The organism is Achromobacter sp. Root170 (assembly GCF_001428165.1).
In the GTDB taxonomy this organism is placed as follows: Bacteria; Pseudomonadota; Gammaproteobacteria; order Burkholderiales; family Burkholderiaceae_B; genus Achromobacter; species Achromobacter mucicolens.
Map to the genome: position 1 here is coordinate 210,904 of NZ_LMHN01000001.1, position 17,058 is coordinate 227,961.

The 17,058-nt window shown below is 65.9% G+C and carries 18 protein-coding genes; 11 read left to right on the plus strand and 7 right to left on the minus strand.

All coding sequences use genetic code 11. The features are described from left to right. Positions 1 to 46 precede the first annotated feature (46 nt). The 5 genes from ASD87_RS00915 (at position 47) to ASD87_RS00935 (ending at position 3,199) form a co-directional block, all read left to right on the plus strand. Positions 47 to 793 (plus strand): sulfite exporter TauE/SafE family protein, encoded by a 747-nt coding sequence (locus tag ASD87_RS00915; protein ID WP_056315934.1) that lies wholly within the window; start codon positions 47 to 49, stop codon positions 791 to 793. A gap of 71 nt (positions 794 to 864) precedes the next feature. After that, a complete protein-coding gene (locus tag ASD87_RS00920) occupies positions 865 to 1,089 on the plus strand; it encodes a hypothetical protein (RefSeq protein WP_056315937.1) in 225 nt (74 codons plus the stop codon). A 327-nt stretch (positions 1,090 to 1,416) separates the two neighbouring features. Continuing rightward, positions 1,417 to 1,629: a hypothetical protein gene (locus ASD87_RS00925; protein ID WP_006218759.1), complete on the plus strand. Its 213-nt coding sequence runs from the start codon at positions 1,417 to 1,419 to the stop codon at positions 1,627 to 1,629. 147 nt (positions 1,630 to 1,776) lie between these two features. Further along, positions 1,777 to 2,883, plus strand: coding sequence for an AGE family epimerase/isomerase (locus ASD87_RS00930; RefSeq protein WP_056318608.1), 1,107 nt, complete (start codon positions 1,777 to 1,779; stop codon positions 2,881 to 2,883). A 100-nt stretch (positions 2,884 to 2,983) separates the two neighbouring features. Then, positions 2,984 to 3,199 carry a hypothetical protein gene (locus tag ASD87_RS00935; protein WP_006388022.1) on the plus strand — a complete coding sequence of 72 codons (216 nt, stop codon included), beginning with the start codon at positions 2,984 to 2,986 and terminating at the stop codon, positions 3,197 to 3,199. 97 nt (positions 3,200 to 3,296) lie between these two features. Here the strand turns inward: ASD87_RS00935 and ASD87_RS00940 are convergent, their stop codons facing one another. After that, a complete protein-coding gene (locus ASD87_RS00940) occupies positions 3,297 to 4,232 on the minus strand; it encodes a LysR substrate-binding domain-containing protein (protein ID WP_056315939.1) in 936 nt (311 codons plus the stop codon). Positions 4,233 to 4,337: 105 nt separating this feature from the next. On the opposite strand from ASD87_RS00940, the gene ASD87_RS00945 reads away from it, so the two are divergent. From ASD87_RS00945 to ASD87_RS00955, 3 genes are all read left to right on the plus strand, one after another. After that, positions 4,338 to 5,327, plus strand: coding sequence for a tripartite tricarboxylate transporter substrate binding protein (locus tag ASD87_RS00945; RefSeq protein ID WP_056315942.1), 990 nt, complete (start codon positions 4,338 to 4,340; stop codon positions 5,325 to 5,327). A 3-nt stretch (positions 5,328 to 5,330) separates the two neighbouring features. Continuing rightward, a complete protein-coding gene (locus ASD87_RS00950) occupies positions 5,331 to 6,209 on the plus strand; it encodes an N-formylglutamate amidohydrolase (protein ID WP_056315944.1) in 879 nt (292 codons plus the stop codon). A 121-nt stretch (positions 6,210 to 6,330) separates the two neighbouring features. After that, positions 6,331 to 6,639 carry a hypothetical protein gene (locus tag ASD87_RS00955; RefSeq protein ID WP_056315946.1) on the plus strand — a complete coding sequence of 103 codons (309 nt, stop codon included), beginning with the start codon at positions 6,331 to 6,333 and terminating at the stop codon, positions 6,637 to 6,639. Between the two features lie 16 nt (positions 6,640 to 6,655). On the opposite strand, the gene ASD87_RS00960 is transcribed toward ASD87_RS00955, so the two are convergent. After that, on the minus strand, positions 6,656 to 7,498 hold the full coding sequence (locus tag ASD87_RS00960; RefSeq protein ID WP_056315948.1) for a LysR family transcriptional regulator: 843 nt from the start codon (positions 7,496 to 7,498) through the stop codon (positions 6,656 to 6,658). A 111-nt stretch (positions 7,499 to 7,609) separates the two neighbouring features. Between ASD87_RS00960 and ASD87_RS00965 the strand changes: the two genes are divergently transcribed. After that, complete coding sequence (locus ASD87_RS00965; RefSeq protein ID WP_056315950.1) at positions 7,610 to 8,593, plus strand: bile acid:sodium symporter family protein; 984 nt, start codon at positions 7,610 to 7,612, stop codon at positions 8,591 to 8,593. Between the two features lie 40 nt (positions 8,594 to 8,633). On the opposite strand, the gene ASD87_RS00970 is transcribed toward ASD87_RS00965, so the two are convergent. Both ASD87_RS00970 and ASD87_RS00975 read right to left on the minus strand, forming a co-directional pair. Beyond that, positions 8,634 to 9,020: a Rieske 2Fe-2S domain-containing protein gene (locus ASD87_RS00970; RefSeq protein ID WP_056315953.1), complete on the minus strand. Its 387-nt coding sequence runs from the start codon at positions 9,018 to 9,020 to the stop codon at positions 8,634 to 8,636. Positions 9,021 to 9,071: 51 nt separating this feature from the next. Then, a complete protein-coding gene (locus ASD87_RS00975; protein WP_056315956.1) occupies positions 9,072 to 10,877 on the minus strand; it encodes an ABC transporter ATP-binding protein/permease in 1,806 nt (601 codons plus the stop codon). A gap of 272 nt (positions 10,878 to 11,149) precedes the next feature. Here ASD87_RS00975 and ASD87_RS00980 point away from each other — a divergent pair, with 272 nt between their 5' ends. Next, positions 11,150 to 11,974 carry an aldo/keto reductase gene (locus ASD87_RS00980; protein ID WP_056315959.1) on the plus strand — a complete coding sequence of 275 codons (825 nt, stop codon included), beginning with the start codon at positions 11,150 to 11,152 and terminating at the stop codon, positions 11,972 to 11,974. Between the two features lie 74 nt (positions 11,975 to 12,048). On the opposite strand, the gene ASD87_RS00985 is transcribed toward ASD87_RS00980, so the two are convergent. Together ASD87_RS00985 and ASD87_RS00990 are read right to left on the minus strand one after the other, a co-directional pair. Beyond that, the gene (locus ASD87_RS00985; RefSeq protein ID WP_056315961.1) at positions 12,049 to 12,246 is read right to left on the minus strand and encodes a hypothetical protein; all 198 of its coding nucleotides are present in this window, start codon (positions 12,244 to 12,246) and stop codon (positions 12,049 to 12,051) included. Next, on the minus strand, positions 12,243 to 13,418 hold the full coding sequence (locus tag ASD87_RS00990; RefSeq protein WP_056315964.1) for a PepSY domain-containing protein: 1,176 nt from the start codon (positions 13,416 to 13,418) through the stop codon (positions 12,243 to 12,245). The genes ASD87_RS00985 and ASD87_RS00990 overlap by 4 nt, the downstream gene beginning before the upstream one ends. 191 nt (positions 13,419 to 13,609) lie before the next feature. Here ASD87_RS00990 and ASD87_RS00995 point away from each other — a divergent pair, with 191 nt between their 5' ends. Then, entirely contained in the window at positions 13,610 to 14,323 is a 714-nt protein-coding gene (locus tag ASD87_RS00995) for a metallophosphoesterase (protein ID WP_056315967.1), read from the plus strand. Positions 14,324 to 14,385: 62 nt separating this feature from the next. On the opposite strand, the gene ASD87_RS01000 is transcribed toward ASD87_RS00995, so the two are convergent. Further along, a complete protein-coding gene (locus tag ASD87_RS01000) occupies positions 14,386 to 17,004 on the minus strand; it encodes a penicillin-binding protein 1A (protein ID WP_056315968.1) in 2,619 nt (872 codons plus the stop codon). Between the last annotated feature and the right edge of the window lie 54 nt (positions 17,005 to 17,058).

Here is a 17,058-nt window from a genome sequence, read left to right on the forward strand (position 1 = left end):
TGCGCCGGAAATGGTGCCGGCACGTCATGCGGAACGCGCAGCGGATATGGACTCGTTATATGTAGTGGTCGTGGTGGGCGCCATGGCCGCGGGCTTCGTGCAAGGCTTGTCCGGCTTTGGTTTCGGCATGGTGGCCATGTCGTTCTGGGCCTGGACCGTGGACCCGCGGCTGGCTGCGGCGATGGCGGTGTTTGGCGCGTTGACCGGACAGTTGCTGGCGGCTTTCACCGTGCGCCGGGGCTTTGCCGCCGCGCATCTGCTGCCATTCGTCGCCGGCGGATTGCTGGGCATTCCGCTGGGCGTGAAAGTGCTGCCGCATCTGGATCCGACGGTGTTCAAGGCCTTCATCGGCGGGCTGCTCGCGATCTGGTGCCCGATCATGCTGTTTGCCGCGCGCATCCCGCGCATCACGGTCGGCGGCAAGGTTGCCGATGGCGTCGCGGGTGCGATTGGCGGGGTCATGGGCGGGCTGGGCGGGTTCACCGGGGTGATTCCGACGTTGTGGTGCACCTTGCGCGGCTTTGACCGCGACGTGCAGCGCGCGGTGATTCAGAACTTCAACTTGTCGATGCTGATGGTGACGATGGCCAGTTATGTGCTGACCGGCGTGGTCACACGCGACATGCTGCCCCTCTTTGCGCTGATCGTGCCGGCAATGCTGGTGCCGACACTCTTGGGCACTCGCGTGTATGTCGGCATCAGCGACGTGGCGTTCCGCCGCGTCGTACTGGGCCTGTTGACGGTTTCGGGCGTTGCGTTGCTGGCGTCGTCGGTGCCTCGTCTGCTTGGCTGACCATTGGCTGACACGTGCCGGACGGGCTTGACGGCCATGCTATCGTAGACAAATTCATGAGAGAACCACGCATGGCATTGCATCGTTTCGAAAAGGGCGAACTGGGACATTGGCTGCGCGTCGTGGCCGACAACAACGAGCCCGGCGCAGTCCAGACCGACGTGCCCGCAAACGTCGCGCAAGCGCTTGAGACACTGCGCTGCATTCAGGCCGGCGCAGACGGCCGCTGGGTCATCACCGACAAGGGCAGGCTCTCGCTGCGCATGGAAGAGCCGGGCGCCATCCATTTGCGTTAAGCCATTTGCGGTCGTCGCACATTTGCGGCAATCGCCGGCTTACGCACCATCCCAGCGTTCGCGTGCCCAAGGCGGCAACGAAATTACCGCATGGTTGCGAATGTTTTCGCAGTATTTCGGGCGCCGCGCCGCCACCCCTGCGCCGTCGGGCATATCCTGAGACGGAATGTGCGAATTGACATCTTTCCGTCGTATCGGGCCCGGCGTCTCGCCAGTAAGATGAACTTTGCGTGACGTTTGAAGGTCTATTGTCTTGCGCGGGAAATTTTGTCCTGTTGCACGTCACGCGTGGTTCGCGCGTTTAGGTAACCGACTGGGAGGTAGCACATGCAGCATCGTGACCAGGAAGTACTGATCGACGTTTCCACAGCGGCCATGGACACCGGCGGATATGGCGTATTGCTGACGGTTACGGCTGAGGGCGGCACCGAAGTGGATGCCGCGTTTTCCCACTTGGGCAACTGCGCTTCGTTGGACGAAGCTCGTGATCGCGCGGAAATCTTCGCGCAAAACTGGGTAGAGGAAAATATCTTCCGATAGGGCTTGCACCCTGGACGGAGCTGATCGGCACGACCGGTCTGTGTGTGCATGAGCACGTGGCGGATTCCTGCGAGATGGCGGCGACGATTTCGGTTATCGTTGCTGCTCCAAAACCTGGGGCCCTCGTCGGGTTTGCGCCATTCCAAGATGACTGCCGCACAGACCAATTCCTTTCTTGCGGATGATATCCGCGCGCTGCGGGCGCATTTTGATTCTGTCGTGTTGCCCATGTGGTTGGACCGCGGCTTCAACGACGCGCTCGGACTGCCTTACGAATCCTTGGACGCCGTCAGCGGTGAACCGCTGCCCGTGACGCGTTATCGCGCCATGGCGTGCGCGCGCCAGCTTTATGTTTTTGCCCAGGCGCCTGGCCAGGCGGCCGCGCAGCACGCTGATCGCCTCTTCGAATCCCTGCGTCGTGTTTTTCAGGACGAGCATGGCGGTTGGCGCTATAGCGTCGACGCGCAGGCTCGGCCGCTGGACGATACCCAGGACCTGTATACGCACGCGTTCATCGTGTTGGCCGCGTCGGCGTATTTCCAGCGCAGCCGCAATGCGCAGGCGCGCAAGCTGATGCTGGCCACGGCGCGCACAATCGAGGCGCGTTTCAAGACCTCGGATTCGCTGTACCACGCGGCGCTGAGCGCGGACTTTTCCCAACCTTTGAAGCCGCCGGCGCAAAACCCCATGATGCACCTGACCGAAGCCTATCTGGCGGCGGCGCAGGTTGCCGAACCGGCTGGGTTTGCGCAGCACCTGCGCGAGCTTGCGCAAGGCGTCAGCCAGTTCTTCGTCCACGCGCCCACGCAATGCGTATCCGAGGCGTTGCAGGGTAGCGCAGGCAACCGGCTGGAGCCGGGTCATCAGTTCGAATGGCTGTCCCTCGTGCACGAATCGGCGCAGGTGTTCGAAGGCCTGGATCTCGCCGAAACATTGCCGCGCGCCGTGCAATGGTCGCGCGCCCATGGCGTGGATGCCGCCGGCGTGATCGCGTCGCTGGATGAATCGGGAGCCGTGGCGGACGATACGCGCCGGATCTGGGCGCAGACGGAATACCTGAGGGTCTTGGCCGTGATGGGCGATCTGCCGGCACTGCAAACGGCTCTGACAAGCTTTCGCGAGCGGTTTCTGCATCCGGGCGGCTGGCATGAATGCCTGGATGCGAAGGGCAACGTGACGCGGGCCGACATGCCGTCGACCTCGCCTTATCACTTGGCGACCTGCCTGACCGCGTTACAAAACGTTGTATCCTAATCACGTTAACAATTTTTATTCCCAAGTTGAGGGCGAATTAATAGAAAGACATTGGTGAAATCCCTTACAATTTGCTAACACTGTTTGTGGGGAAGCATCAATGAGCGTTATGTGTTTGGCTTGCCAACGCATTAATCCAGGCCTTGCCGGTGTTGCGCCGCATTCGCACTTGGGACATCAAGGATTTACCAACCCAACGCAGAAGGGCCGGGAGGAAAGCCGCGAAGACCACTTCCGCTGCCTGAATTGCGGCGCGAAATGGCTGCGCGAGACCGACAAGTGGGGCGTGGACCTGGGCTTCAAGCTCGCGCCCTGACCGGATCCGCCGGCAACTCGTACGACACGGGCCCCGTTATGGGGCCCGTTGCTTTTGGTTGCATGCGCGGGCATTCCCGAACGATGACGCTTGGGTCTCACGCGGGAGCGCTGGCCGCCATGACGTCAGGATCCAGGCTGGCGGTTTCCAGCAGCCATTGGCGGAAACACGCCAAGGCGTAGTGATCGCGCCGCTGCGCGGGCGCGCAGAGGTGGTAGCCGCGGTCGATACGGATGGCCAGTTCCGGGAAGGGGGCGGCGACGCGGCCGGCCTGCAGTTCGTCTCGGACGAGGCAGCGTTGCAACACAGCGATGCCCATGTCGGCCATGACCGCACGGATCAGGATCGATACCTGATCGAACCCGTTCGACAACGTGACGCTGGCGCGAGGCACGCCGGCCGCGGCGAACCATTGGGCCCAGTTTTCCCGGCCGTTGGTGTGATACAGCAGGGGCTCGCCCAACAAGCCCTGCGGCGTGCTCCACAGGCCCTTGGCCTGGCGTGCCGCCAGACGCCCGGGGGGGCAGATCACGACCATTTCGCGGCCGATGACGTAGTCCGCGTGCCAGCCCGGCCACTGGTCGGGCGTGCCCGACAGAATGCTCGCATCCGGGGTGGCGCCGGAGAAGTCTTCGTTGCGGCGGTAAGCGGAGAAGCCAAGCTGGATGTCCGGGTGGCGCTGGTGGAAGTCCGGCAGACGCGGCACCAGCCACGCGCTGGCCAGCGTGGGCACCGAGGATAGGGTCAGGCGAAGCCGGCGGTCGTCAGCGCGCAATTCCGTGCTGAGCGCTTCGATCGCATGCAGGGGCGCCTGTGCGCCGTCGTACAGCTTGCGGCCGGTCTCGGTCAGCGTGAGGCCGTGGGCATTGCGGTGCATGAGCGGCTGGCCGAAGTGCGCCTCAAGGCGCGAGATGGCGCGGCTGATGGCGCCCTGGGTGACGCACAGCACCTCTGCCGCCTGGGTGAAGCTGCCCAGCCGGGCCGCGGTCACGAAGGCATGCAGCTCGGACATCGACGGCGAATGCAGGCGCATCTAGCATGACCTTTGGTAATGAAGGAGTGCAATATAGTCGTTTGAAAGGGGAGCGTAAAGTTTGGACACTGGCGGCCTTCAGCACGACAACCCAGGAGTCGCCTCATGTCCCGCCGTCTTTTTGGCCGGTCCGCGCGCTTTGCGCTCGCCGGCATGTTTGCCACGTTGTCCTTTGCCGGCATGTCGCATGCCGCCGACTATCCCGCTCGTCCGATCAAGCTGGTGGTGCCGTTTGCCGCGGGCGGGTCGACCGACATCGTGGCGCGGCTTGTAGCCGAGTACGCGGGCCGCGACCTGAAGCAGACCATCGTCGTCGAGAACAAGGCGGGCGCTGGCGGATCGCTGGGCATGGAACAGGTGGCCCGGTCCACGCCGGACGGCTACACAATCGGCATGGCGACCATGAGCACGCACGGGTCGAATCCGGCGGTGTTCCGCAAGATGAACTACGACCCGGTCAAGGATTTCGTGCCGGTGGCCAACGTGCTGGCCGTGCCCAGCATCTTTGCGATCAACCCCAATGTCCCGGCCAAGAACATGGCCGAATTCGTCGCGCTGGCCAAGGGCGCGCCCGAACGCTACAGCTTCGCGTCGCCGGGCGTGGGCTCGCTGGGGCACGTGAACATCGAGAATTTCATGATGCTGTCGGGCATCAAGCTGCTGCACGTGCCGTACCGGGGCGCGGGGCCGGCGTTGAACGATGTGATGGGCGGGCAGGTGGACGCGATCACGGACAACCTGTCGTCGACGCTGCCGCAGGTGCTGGGCGGCAAGCTGCGTCCGCTGGCAGTGCTGGGCGCCGAGCGCTCGCCGCTGCTGCCCGACGTGCCCACCTACATCGAGCTGGGCTATCCCGACATGGGCACCGGCGGCTGGTTCGGCCTGGTCGCGCCGGCCGGCACGCCGCAGGCCGTGGTGGAGCGTCTGAACAAGGCCGTCCGCGCCGCGATGGAAGATCCGGAATTCCGCAAGAAGGCCGAAGACGTGGGTGGTACGCTGATGCCCACGACGCCGCAAGAATTCCAGGTGCAGATCGACCAGGCCCTGGCCCGCTATGCAAAAGTGGCCAAGACCGCCAACATCCAGGCTGATTGAACGATGACGACCGCCGACTTCCCCGCTGTTTCCGTGCATGAACCCACCGGGCCCGCGTTGCCGCTGGTCTGTGATTCGCCGCATAGCGGCGAGCGCTATCCCGATGACTTCGGCGCCTCGGCCACGCTGGCGCAATTGCGCCAGGGCGAGGACACGCACGTGGACGCGTTGTGGTCGGCGGCGCCCGCGCTGGGCGCGACGCTGGTCGCGGCCAATTTTCCGCGCGTCTACATCGACCCGAACCGCACCTTGCAGGATCTGGATCCGGAGTTGCTGGCCGAGCCCTGGCCCGAGCCGCTGGACCCCGGCGAAAAGACGCGCCTGGGCAAGGGCCTGATCTGGCGCCGGATGGACAAGGCCACGCCGATCTACGACCGCAAGCTGACGCTGTCGCAGGTGCGGCATCGCATCCAGGCGTACTACGAGCCTTATCACGCGGCCTTGGCCACGGCGATCCGGCACGTCCACGAGCGCTTCGGCGCGGTATGGCACCTGAATCTGCATTCGATGCCGAACGACGCCTACGAGCGGCTGGGACGCCAGAGTGAGCATCCGCTTGCCGACTTTGTGCTGGGCGACCGGGACGGCACGACGTGCGAGCCGGAGTTCATTGCGCTGATCGAGACGGCGCTGCGCGACAAGGGCTACACGGTGGCGCGCAACGACCCGTACAAGGGCGTGCAGCTGATCGCGCAGATTGGCCAGCCGGCACTGAACCGGCACAGCCTGCAGGTTGAGATCCGCCGTCCGCTCTACATGGACGAAGCCACGCGGGAACGCAATGCGGGTTTTGACGCGTTGCGCGCGGATCTGTCGCACGTGCTGGAGCAGGTGGCGGCCTATGTGCGCGTACGCGCGCAGGCGATACCGTCGACAAAATAGAGTCGTTTGAATAACCGGCGCGCAGGGCGGAAACCCGCGCCGGTCCCGGCTTAAGTTTTCTTGGGGCAAGCCGTTGTGAACGTGTCGGCGCGCCCGGTCGATCGCGCCCAAGGAAACCGCAATGTCCGAGAAGATCATCGATGGATTTTCAGTGGTCGCCTATGCGACCCAGCCCGAGGGCCGCATCCCCGCGCGCGCGTTTCTGGAGACGCGGCGCCTGCCCGTGAAAGCCGCCGCAACGCCTGCGCCTGCCGATGACGCCGAGCCCGGCGCCGAAGCGGCTGCGCCCGAGCCGGAAAGCCAGGCCTTCGAGATATTCCTTTCGCGGCGCTTTCGCAGCACGATCGAGGCCATGTCGGCGGCGCGCAATGCGCTGGACCGCGTGAAGTCCGTGAATGCGGACGGCGTGCCGGATCCGATGCCCGAGTAGGCCGCCGTCAGGCGGGTCAGGTCAGGGTGCTGCGCATGAGGATGTCGATCAGCGCGCGGGTGGGTTTGCCCGGCGCCGGGGCCGAGATCACGATGAATTCCACCGGCGGCAGCGCGGGCAGGTTGGCCGCGCCCGCGGGCGCCGACAGGCCGGCGGTGGACAGGTGCGAGGGTTGGACGGTGATGCCCAATCCCGCGCGCGCGGCCGCCTGGCAGCCTGCGTAGCTGGTGCTGGTGCAGACGATCTGCCAACTGCGTCCGGCGCGCGCCAGCGCGTCCAGCGTCAGCGTGCGCGTGACGCTGGGCTCGCGCAGCAGGATCAGCGGAAGCGGTTCGTCGGGCACGATCCGCAAGCCTTCCTTGGCGCGCCACAGCAGCGCCTCTTTGTGCAGCGTCTGGCCGCGGCGGTCGCCACGCCGGCGCTTGCCGATCATCACATCCAGGCGGTTGTCGTCCAGCAGCTTGTAGAGCTCGCTGGTGACGCCGATGGTCAGGTCCAGCTCCACTTCGGGATGCGCAAGCCGGAACGCCGCCAGGACGTCGGGCAGGGGACCCATCGCCAGATCGTCCGAGGTGCCGAGCCGTATCCGGCCGCGCAGCCGCGGCGCATCGAACAGGCGTTCGGCTTTTTCGTGGGCGGCCAGGATGATTTCGGCATGCACGAGCAGGCTGCGGCCATCGCTGGTCAGGGCGAGCGAATGCGTGTCGCGCTGGAACAGTCGGCGATTCACGGCCGATTCGAGCTGCCGGATGTGTTCGCTGACAGTGGGCTGGGTCAGGCCCAGCCGGCGGGCGGCCTCGGTGAAGCTTGGCGCGCCGGCGGCGGCCGCGAAGGTCTTGAGCCACAGGGGATTGAGCATGGGCGCGGTCTGGTCATAGGAAATGCCGATGACAGTTAAAGTACCCAGTGGCCTTCACGATGGCAAGGGGCGCGCCTATAGTGGGCGCATTTTCTTCGACACGTCCCCGCCATGCGCCGCTTTCTGCCCGACCAATTCACGCTCATCCTGATCGCCACCGTGGCGTTCGCCAGCTTTTTCCCGGCGGTGGGCAAGGGCGCGACGTTCATGATGGTGGCCAGCAACGTGGCGATTTCGCTGCTGTTCTTCCTGCACGGGGCGCGGCTGTCCACGGACGCCATCGTGTCCGGCGTGAAGGACGTGCGCCTGCACGGGCTGATCCTGGCCTGCACCTTCCTGCTGTTTCCCGCCTTGGGGCTGGGCCTGCGCGCCCTGTTTCCCGGGCTGCTGACGCCGTCGCTGTGGCTGGGCGTGCTGTTCGTCTGCACGCTGTCTTCCACTGTGCAGTCCTCGATTGCGTTCACGTCGATGGCGCGGGGCAACGTGCCGGGTGCGATCTGCGCGGCGACGGCCTCCAACCTGTTGGGCACCGTGCTGACGCCGCTGCTGGTGGCCGTTTTGCTGCATCGCCAGGGCGGCGGGCATGGTCTGGCCGACGCCGGCCGCATCCTGTTGCAGCTGTTGCTGCCGTTCGCGGTGGGCAGCCTGCTGCGGCCGTGGATCGGGGCGTGGGCGCTGCGCAACAGCCGCACGCTGTCCAAGGTCGACCGCAGCTCGATCCTGCTGGCCGTCTACACCGCGTTCAGCGAAGCCGTCGCGCAAGGCATCTGGCACGCGTTTCCGGCCATCGACCTGGCCACGATGGTGCTGGTGAACGCCTTGCTGCTGGGATCGGTGCTGGTGATCACGACGTGGGGCAGCCGCAAGCTGGGGATGACCAAGGAGAACGAGATTACGCTGGTCTTTTGCGGATCGAAGAAGTCGCTGGCGTCGGGCATTCCGCTTGCGACGGTGCTGTTTGGCACGTCGCAGATGGGCGTGGTGGTGTTGCCTCTGATGATCTTTCATCAGATGCAGCTGATGGTTTGCGCGGTATTGGCGCGGCGCTATGCCGAGCGCGAGGAACCGGCGGCGGCGGTGCCGGCCCGGGCGTAAGGCCCCCGGCCCCCGCGCGGCGGGCCGCCTGGCGATGGGATCAGTCGGCTGCGTCCAGCGGCTGGATCTTGCCGGCGGGCTGCCAGAAGACGCTGCCGTCGCGCTCGGTGACGGCCAGCGTGGTCAGGCGTCCGTTCTTGCAGGGCCCGCCCACGCAAACGCCCGTGTCGGGCTGGTAGGTGGCGCCGTGGCGGGCGCACATGATGAGGTCGCCCGCGCGGGTGAAGAAGCTGCCTTCCCAATCGAGCTCCACGCCGATGTGGGCGCAGCGGTTCAGGTAGCCGTGCACCTGATCCTGGTAGCGCACGAAGAAGGCGGTGGTGCGGCCCGCGCCATCGGTCACGGGCACCTTCACGCCCAGGCCGCCGTTGACCAGGTCGCCGGCGGCGCAGACGAGCACTTCGGGAAGGGTGGGGGAATCCTGCATGGGAGGCCTGGCTATCAAAGGGTGCGATGTTCGGACAGGGGGCGCGGCTTGTCAATCCGCGGGCGCGGACCGTGCGCTTTCCTGCTGGCGGGTCCACATGCCGGCGTAGATGCTGCCCTGGGCGAGCAGTTGCGGATGACGGCCGCGCTCGACGATGCGGCCGTCTGCCAGCACGATGATCTCGTCCGCGTCGGCCACCGTGGACAGGCGGTGCGCGATGATCAGCGTACTGCGGCCCTGGCTGACCTCGCGCAGGTTGGCCTGGATCTCGCGTTCGGTATGGGTGTCCAGGGCGCTGGTGGCCTCGTCGAACAGGAATATGGCCGGATTCTTGAGGATGGTGCGGGCAATCGCGACGCGTTGCTTTTCGCCGCCCGACAGCTTCAGGCCGCGCTCGCCCACCAGGGTATCGTAGCCGTCCGGCATGGTCAGGATGAGGTCGTGGATGTGCGCCAGGCGCGCGGCGGCCTCGATTTCCGCGTCCGTGGCGCCGGGCCGCCCGTAGCCGATGTTGTAGCGGATGGTGTCGTTGAACAGCACGGTGTCCTGCGGCACGACGCCGATCGCCGCGCGCACGCTGGCCTGCGTGACGTCGCGCACGTCCTGGCCGTCGATCAGGATGGCGCCGCTGTCCGCGTCATAGAAGCGGAACAGCAGGCGCGCGATCGTGGACTTGCCGGCGCCCGAGGTGCCGACCACGGCCACCGTTTTGCCAGCGGGAATGGAAAAGCTGACGCCCTTCAGGATGGCGCGGCGCGGGTCATAGCCGAAATGCACGTCGCGGAATTCGACGGCGCCGCCCGAGACCTGCAGCGGCGTGGCGCCCGGGCGGTCGGCCACTTCGCGGTCCTGGCCCAGCAGCTCGAACATGCGCTCCATGTCGATCAGCGCCTGCTTGATTTCGCGGTAGATGAACCCGAAGAAGCTGAGCGGCGTGTAGAGCTGCAACAGATAGGTGTTGACCAGCACGAAGTCCCCCAGCGTATAGCGGCCCTCGGCGATGCCGTTGGCCGCCATCCACATCACCAGAGTCAGCCCCACGGAAATGATGGCGGCCTGGCCCACGTTCAGGATCGACAGGCTGACCTGGCTGCGAACGGCGGCGCGTTCGTAGCGGGTGAGCGAAGCGTCGTAGCGCCGGGCCTCGTGTTCTTCGTTGCCGAAATACTTGACCGTTTCGTAGTTCAGCAGGCTTTCGATGGCCTTGGTGTTGGCCTCGGAGTCGGTTTCGTTCATCTGGCGCCGGAACTTGGTGCGCCATTCGGTCACAGCCAGGGTGTAGGCCATGTAGAGGACGACCGTGGCGCCGGTGGCCAGCGCCAGCCAGCCATCGAACATCTTCCACAGCACGACGCAGACGAGGCTGATTTCGAAGAACGTGGGCAGGATGTTGAACAGCAGGAACGACAGCAGCGTCTGGATGCCCTTGGTGCCGCGTTCGATGGCGCGGTTCAGCCCGCCGGTCTGGCGCGCCAGGTGAAAGCGCAGCGCCAGGCTGTGCAGGTGACGGAAGATCTGCAGGCCGACGGAACGGATCGCATGCTGGCCGACCCGCGCGAAGATCGCGTCGCGCAGTTCGGAGAACAGCAGCGACAGGACGCGCGCGGTGCCGTAGGCCAGGATGAGCCCAAGCGGCACGGTCACCGTGCCGGGCGCGCCCTTGCCCAGCTCGTCCACCGCCTGCTTGTACAGCAGGGGCACGTAGACGGTCGCGGCCTTGGCGGCGAACAGGCACAGCAGTGCCGCCACCACGCGCAGCTTCAGGCCGGTCTTGCCGGGCGGCCACAGGTAGGGAAAGAGGGTGCGAAGCGTGGCAAGACCGCCGCCCTTGCCGGGCCGCGTTTCAGGAGGATTCATGGGTCGGGATGCCGTGGTTGAGGCGGGCTCCACCAGGGGAGTTAAGCCGTTTGCAGGGCATTATGGAGCACCAGCGGTACTATTTGAGGCTTAACCCCTGGGCACGGGTGCACCTTGACCAGGGGCGTCAAGGCGGTATCGCGACACGGGCGCAGCGCGTCGGGCCCGTTTCTTTCTCTTCCAACCGGGGGGCCGGCCGGCTGCTCCCCTGGTTACGCGACCGGGCGCGTTTTCGCCGCGCCGCGGTGGCGTTGCATGCTATGGAGGGTCTTATGGCGAAGGTACCCGCAGTGAAATTGAACGACGGAGGCAAGATTCCGCAGTTGGGCCTGGGCGTGTGGCAGGTGCCTGACGATCAGGCCGCCTCCAGCGTGAAGGAAGCGCTGGCGGCAGGTTACCGGTCGGTGGATACGGCAGCCATCTATGGCAACGAGGCGGGCGTGGGTGCGGGCTTGCGGTCGGCCGGCGTGGCGCGCAAGGACCTGTTCATCACGACCAAGCTGTGGAACGACAGGCATGGCTACGACGACGCGCACAAGGCGATGGACGAAAGTCTGGAGAAGCTGGGCCTGGCGTACGTGGACCTGTACCTGATTCACTGGCCGGTGGCCGGCAGCGAGAAGTTCCTGGACGCCTGGCGGGCCATGATCGAGATGAAGGAAGATGGCCGCGCGCGATCGATCGGCGTGTCGAACTTCACGCAAGCGAATCTGGAACGCCTGATCGACGCGTCGGGCGTCACGCCCGCCGTCAACCAGATCGAGCTGCACCCCGGATTCACGCAGGCCGCGCTGCGGGCCTTCCATGCCCGGCATGGCATCGTGACCGAATCCTGGAGCCCGCTTGCGCAGGGCAACATCACGAAGGAAAAGGTGATCCTGGATCTGGCGCAAAAGCATGGCAAGTCGCCGGCCCAGGTGACGCTGCGCTGGCATCTGCAGCACGACCTGGTCGTGATCCCGAAGTCCATCACGCCAGCGCGGATCCGCGAAAACATCGACGTCTTCGACTTCGAACTGTCGCCGGCCGAGATGGCGGCCATCGACGGCATCAAGGAAGGCCCGCGGCTGGGGCCGGACCCCGAGAAGTTCGCGTAACGAGCGGCGGCAGGCGCGGCGAGCGGGGCCGCGCGGCCGTCCTGGACCGCCCGATTGCGCCGGCAAGCGGCCGGCTAGTGATCGAGCGGGAAAACCCAGTAGCGCAGGATCACCACGAGCAGAATGGTGAGGGCAGTCCATGACGCCCAGTGCCACGCGCCGGTGCCCAGTAGGGCGGCCAGCAGGCCGAAGATGCTGAGGGCGCCCAGCAGGATCGGCATGCCCCACACGAACAGGAAGCCGCGGCCGCCTTTGCCTTTGAACTGGCTCATGCGGGCGTCCTTTGCGGGGCGGCGGCTGCCTGGTGTTTCTTGATGAGGTCGTTGATGCGCGCCTCGGTGGCGCGGCGGCGGGCCAGCCACAGGTACAGGCCGCTGACCAGCACCACGATGGTGACCAGGTCGAGCAGCGCCCAGATGATCTTGAGCGGCAGGCCGCCGTAATCGCCGAAATGCAGCGGCCGCGAGACTTCAAGCGCGGTCAGGTACCACGGCATCCGCGCGACCATCGTCAGTTCGCCGGTCCGGCCGTCGATCAGAACGGGCGTATTCAGCTTGGACGTCAGCGGCGTGTCGCCGCGCATCCAGGCGATGAAGTGTTGCGGGCTGCCGAAGGCGTTGCCGGGGAATGAAATGAACGAAACCTCGTTGCCGGGCATGGCCTTGCGCGCGGTGTCTGCCGCCAGTTGCGCCGATGCAAGCTGCGTGGGGATGGGCTGTCCCTTGTAGGGTTCCAGGACGCGCGGCAGTTCGGTGGACTGCCATAGCCGGAAGAGCGGCGTGGACAGTTCGTTGACGACGCCGGTGACGCCCACCACGAACGCCCAGACCAGCGTGACGATGCCCAGCAGGTTGTGCAGGTCCAGCCACTTCAGGCGTGTCGAACGCGTGGCGCGCACGGTGCCGAATTCCAGCTTCTTCATGAAGGGGCCGTACAGCACGACGCCCGACACGATGGCCACGCAGAACAAGAGGCCCATGAAGCCCAGGAACAGCTCGCCCGCCAGCCCCGCGAAAAGGTCCACATGCAGCGCCAGCATGACGCCCATGAACGAAAACTTGTCTTCGGTGTAGAGCGGGCCGTCGAGCAGCACATCGCCCGTGCGCGCGTCCATGCGGATGGCGTGGCCCGAGGCCTGCCCGTCGCCCGGCGTCTTGGCCATGCCGACGAAGACCTGCGGTTCGTCGGGGTCGAAGAACAGGTAGTCGACGACCTCGTTCGGGTACATCTCGCGGGCGCTCGCCACAAGCTTGTCGAGGTTGGCGGGCGGCGTGCCGGCAGGCACCTCCGATAGCGGCTTGGCATCGTCCAGCCAGTGCTCGATCTCGTGATGGAACACGAGCGGCAGGCCGGTGAGACAGATGATCAGCAAGAAGATCGTGCAGACCAGGCTGGTCCATTTATGGACCAGATACCAGGTTTTGATGGTGGACACGGCGGTCATGGCGACGGCGGGGGAGCGGCCAGGCGCTGCCCCCTCAAGAACGGAACGGGAAAGGAGGAAACATTATCACGAACAAGAGCGATTCTCGTAACGCTATTTGACCCTTTCGGCGTCCGGGCTGGCCGTGGGGACAGAGCAAAGCGGGTTAAAAAGAAGGGTCAGATTTTTCCTTGCGGCATACCCGAATCATCATGGAGCAGCGTTTTCTCAAGGTCCCGCGCAATGAAGCCGGCCGCGATTATGCGGTGGGCGACGTGCACGGCCATTTTTCGCGTCTGCAACAGGCGCTGGATGAGCTGGGGTTCGACCCCGCCTTCGATCGGCTTTTTTCCGTGGGCGACCTGGTCGACCGCGGGCCCGAGAACGAGGCCGCGCTGGACTGGCTGGAAAAGCCGTGGTTTTACGCGGTGCAAGGCAATCACGAGGACTACGCGATTCGCCACGTGCGCACCGGGCAAGTCGACGTGCAGAACTGGCGCGGTTACGGGGGTGGCTGGTTTCTGGATTTGCCTGCCGAGCGGCAAGCGGTGTTTGCCGAGGCCTTCACCCGGCTGCCCATTGCCATCGAGGTCGAAACGTCGTCGGGCGCGGTCGGACTGCTGCATGCCGATTGCCCGGTGCTGTTCTGGCCCAGGCTGGAGTCCGCGTTGCAGGACCGCTACAAACGCACCAGCGCGGCGTGCCAGTGGTCGCGCGACCGCCTGCGCCAGATGGACCGCACCGGCATCCTGGGCGTCAGGGCGGTGGTGGCGGGGCATACCCCGGTGGCATCGCCGCTTGCGCTGGGCAATGTGTATCACATCGACACCGAAGGCTGGAATGGCGGCTACTTCACCTTTTTGAATCTGGAATCCCTGCAGGCGTGGCCGCGCGAAGTCGTGACCGAGGCCGCGGCCGCCGAGTAGCGGGGGCGGGTCCCAAAAGAAAAACGGGCGCCGAGGCGCCCGTTTTGCGTGATGCGCGGCGCTTACAGCGGCCGGGCGGTCACCGTGCCGGGGCTGGTGACGGCGCTGGCGCTTACGCCGGCCGAGTCGGTCGGCGCAACCGCGGCAGGCAGGGCCGGCGGCTGCACGCCGCCCGCGGCGGGCATGGCCTGCGCCTGCGGGCCGGGCGCGGCGTCCGCGCGCGGTACCGGGATCGGCATCAGCGGCGGTTGGATCGGACTGTCTTGCGGGGCCGCGGCGCCGCCCGGAGGCAGCGGCTTGACCGAGGTGTCGACGCCATCCGTCGAGCGATTGTTGTTCAGGAAATCGGTGAGCGCGTCGCCGGAAGACAGGTCCAGCGAGGCCACGGCCTGGCCGGGCGGGAATTCGGAGAAGTAGTACTCGCCGTTGTCCACCAGCAGGCCATCGGGACGGGGCGCCGGCTTGGCCTGCGGCACGTCCTTGAGCACGGGCTGCATGTAGTCCAGCCAGGTGGACAGCGCCAGGCCGCTGCCGAACTCGTTGGTGCCCAGCGACTTGGGCTGGTCAAAGCCCATCCACACGGTGGTGGCCAGGGTCTGCGTGAAGCCCGAGAACCAGACGTCGACGGCGTCGTTGGTGGTGCCGGTCTTGCCGCCGATGTCGTTGCGCTTGAGCACCTGGTGCGCGCGGGCGGCGGTGCCGTTGACGGTGACGTCGCGCAGGATGTCGTCCATGACCCAGGCGGTGCGCGGGTCGATGGCGCGCGCCTGCGCATCGCCGGCCACGACGGGTTGGGCCTTCATCAGCACGTTGCCGGAGCGGTCCGTGACGTGGTCGATGAGGTAGGGCGTCACGCGATAGCCGCCATTGGCGAACACGCTGTAGCCATTGACGACCTGCAGCGGCGTGGCGCCGCCCGCGCCCAGGGCAAGCGGCAGCACGGCCGGCCAGCGCGACTTGTCGAAGCCGAAGCGCGTCAGGTAGTCCTGGGCATATTGCGGGGAGATCGCCTGCAGGATGCGGATCGACACCATGTTCTTGGACCGCATGAGGCCCTGGCGCAGGGTTAGCATGGGTTCGTACTTGTTGCCGTCGTTCTTGGGCTGCCAGGCCTTCGAGCCCGTCTGCTCGGCCGTCAGCATGAAGGGCTGGTCGGAAATCTGCGTGGCGGGCGTCAGGCCCCGTTCCAGCGCGGCCGCGTAGACGAACGGCTTGATGTTCGAACCGGGCTGGCGCCAGGCCTGCGTGACGCGGTTGAAGTGGCCGCGATTGAAGTCAAAGCCGCCGATCATGGCGCGGATGGCGCCATCCTGCGGCACCATCGACACCAGCGCGGCCTGCAGGGCCGGCATGTTGATGATTTCCCAGTTGTCGCCGTTCTTGTGGATATAGACCACGGAACCGCGGCGGATGCGCTGGGTGTCGCTGGCCTTGGGATTGAGCGCGCGGGCGACAACCGCCAGGGCCTTCTTGTCCGAGATCGTGATGATGTCGCGTCCGCTGCGCGCCACGGTGACTTCGGTGGGGCTGGCGGCCAGCACGACGGCGGCGAGCAGGTCTTCGCTGTCGGGCGACTTTTCCTGCACGCCATCCAGGACCTCGTCGAGCGCCTGCGGATCCTTTTCCACGCCGTCGGGCAGGTCGACCTGGTCTTCAGGACCCGGATAGACGGCACGCCGCGTGTAATCGATGATGCCGTCGCGCACGGCGCGGTAGGCGGCTTCCTGGGCCTTGGAATCGATCGTGGTGTAGACGTCGATGCCCTGCGAGTACGTGTTTTCCTGGAAGACGCCGTACATCAGCTGCCGGGCCAGCTCGGCCGGATAGTCGCCATGCACCGCGAAGCCGCGCGCGCTGCTGCCGTCCGAGCCGCGGATCGTGAGGCGCTGGTTCAGGGCCTCTTCGGTCTGCTCCGGCGTCAGGTAGCCCAGCGTCTTCATGCGGCCCAGCACGTAATGCTGGCGGATTTCCGCGCGCGGGAAGTTGGTGATGGGGTTAAAGCGCGAGGGCGCCTTGGGAATGCCGGCCAGCATCGCGGCTTCGGCCGGGGTGACCTCCGACAGCGGCTTGCCGAAGTACGTGCGCGAGGCGGCCGCGAAACCATAGGCGCGATGGCCCAGGTAGATCTGGTTCATGTAGAGCTCGAGGATCTGGTCCTTGGTGAGCTCGGATTCGATCTTGAACGTCAGCAGCAATTCATAGAACTTGCGCGAGTAGGTCTTCTCCGACGACAGATAGAAGTTGCGCGCAACCTGCATCGTAATCGTGCTGCCGCCCTGGGACTTGGAGCCCTTGACGATGTTGGTCAGCACGGCGCGCGCAACGCCCATCCAGTCGACGCCGCCGTGGCTGTAGAAACGGTCGTCCTCGGCCGCCAGCACGGCTTGGCGCATTACCGGGGGGATCTCGTCGAAACGCAGCACGTTGCGGTGCTCTTCGCCGTATTCGCCGATCAAGACCTTGTCCGCGGTATAGACGCGCAGCGGCACGCGCGGCCGGTAGTCGGTCATTGCGTGCAGGTCGGGCAGGCTGGGCCACGCCAGGGCCAGCGCGAGGCCGAGCAGGATGGCGCCGCACACGGCTGCGCCGGCGGCTGCGATGCCCGCTTTGACCAGGAGAGGTTTCCAGGGGAGGCCCGATTTGCCGCCCGGGTTGGCGGAGGATTGCTGGGGGGTGCTCATTGCAGGCGATTCTAGGTCAGAACGCTATAGACCGCCCAGGGCGCAATAAGGTTT

Bases quoted from the DNA above. Each gene is read 5' to 3' on its own strand.
- ASD87_RS00915 (WP_056315934.1), top strand. From the start codon at position 47: ATGGACTCGTTATATGTAGTGGTCGTGGTGGGCGCCATGGCCGCGGGC.
- ASD87_RS00920 (WP_056315937.1), top strand. From the start codon at position 865: ATGGCATTGCATCGTTTCGAAAAGGGCGAACTGGGACATTGGCTGCGC.
- ASD87_RS00925 (WP_006218759.1), top strand. From the start codon at position 1,417: ATGCAGCATCGTGACCAGGAAGTACTGATCGACGTTTCCACAGCGGCC.
- ASD87_RS00930 (WP_056318608.1), top strand. From the start codon at position 1,777: ATGACTGCCGCACAGACCAATTCCTTTCTTGCGGATGATATCCGCGCG.
- ASD87_RS00935 (WP_006388022.1), top strand. From the start codon at position 2,984: ATGAGCGTTATGTGTTTGGCTTGCCAACGCATTAATCCAGGCCTTGCC.
- ASD87_RS00940 (WP_056315939.1), bottom strand. From the start codon at position 4,232: ATGCGCCTGCATTCGCCGTCGATGTCCGAGCTGCATGCCTTCGTGACC.
- ASD87_RS00945 (WP_056315942.1), top strand. From the start codon at position 4,338: ATGTCCCGCCGTCTTTTTGGCCGGTCCGCGCGCTTTGCGCTCGCCGGC.
- ASD87_RS00950 (WP_056315944.1), top strand. From the start codon at position 5,331: ATGACGACCGCCGACTTCCCCGCTGTTTCCGTGCATGAACCCACCGGG.
- ASD87_RS00955 (WP_056315946.1), top strand. From the start codon at position 6,331: ATGTCCGAGAAGATCATCGATGGATTTTCAGTGGTCGCCTATGCGACC.
- ASD87_RS00960 (WP_056315948.1), bottom strand. From the start codon at position 7,498: ATGCTCAATCCCCTGTGGCTCAAGACCTTCGCGGCCGCCGCCGGCGCG.
- ASD87_RS00965 (WP_056315950.1), top strand. From the start codon at position 7,610: ATGCGCCGCTTTCTGCCCGACCAATTCACGCTCATCCTGATCGCCACC.
- ASD87_RS00970 (WP_056315953.1), bottom strand. From the start codon at position 9,020: ATGCAGGATTCCCCCACCCTTCCCGAAGTGCTCGTCTGCGCCGCCGGC.
- ASD87_RS00975 (WP_056315956.1), bottom strand. From the start codon at position 10,877: ATGAATCCTCCTGAAACGCGGCCCGGCAAGGGCGGCGGTCTTGCCACG.
- ASD87_RS00980 (WP_056315959.1), top strand. From the start codon at position 11,150: ATGGCGAAGGTACCCGCAGTGAAATTGAACGACGGAGGCAAGATTCCG.
- ASD87_RS00985 (WP_056315961.1), bottom strand. From the start codon at position 12,246: ATGAGCCAGTTCAAAGGCAAAGGCGGCCGCGGCTTCCTGTTCGTGTGG.
- ASD87_RS00990 (WP_056315964.1), bottom strand. From the start codon at position 13,418: ATGACCGCCGTGTCCACCATCAAAACCTGGTATCTGGTCCATAAATGG.
- ASD87_RS00995 (WP_056315967.1), top strand. From the start codon at position 13,610: ATGGAGCAGCGTTTTCTCAAGGTCCCGCGCAATGAAGCCGGCCGCGAT.
- ASD87_RS01000 (WP_056315968.1), bottom strand. From the start codon at position 17,004: ATGAGCACCCCCCAGCAATCCTCCGCCAACCCGGGCGGCAAATCGGGC.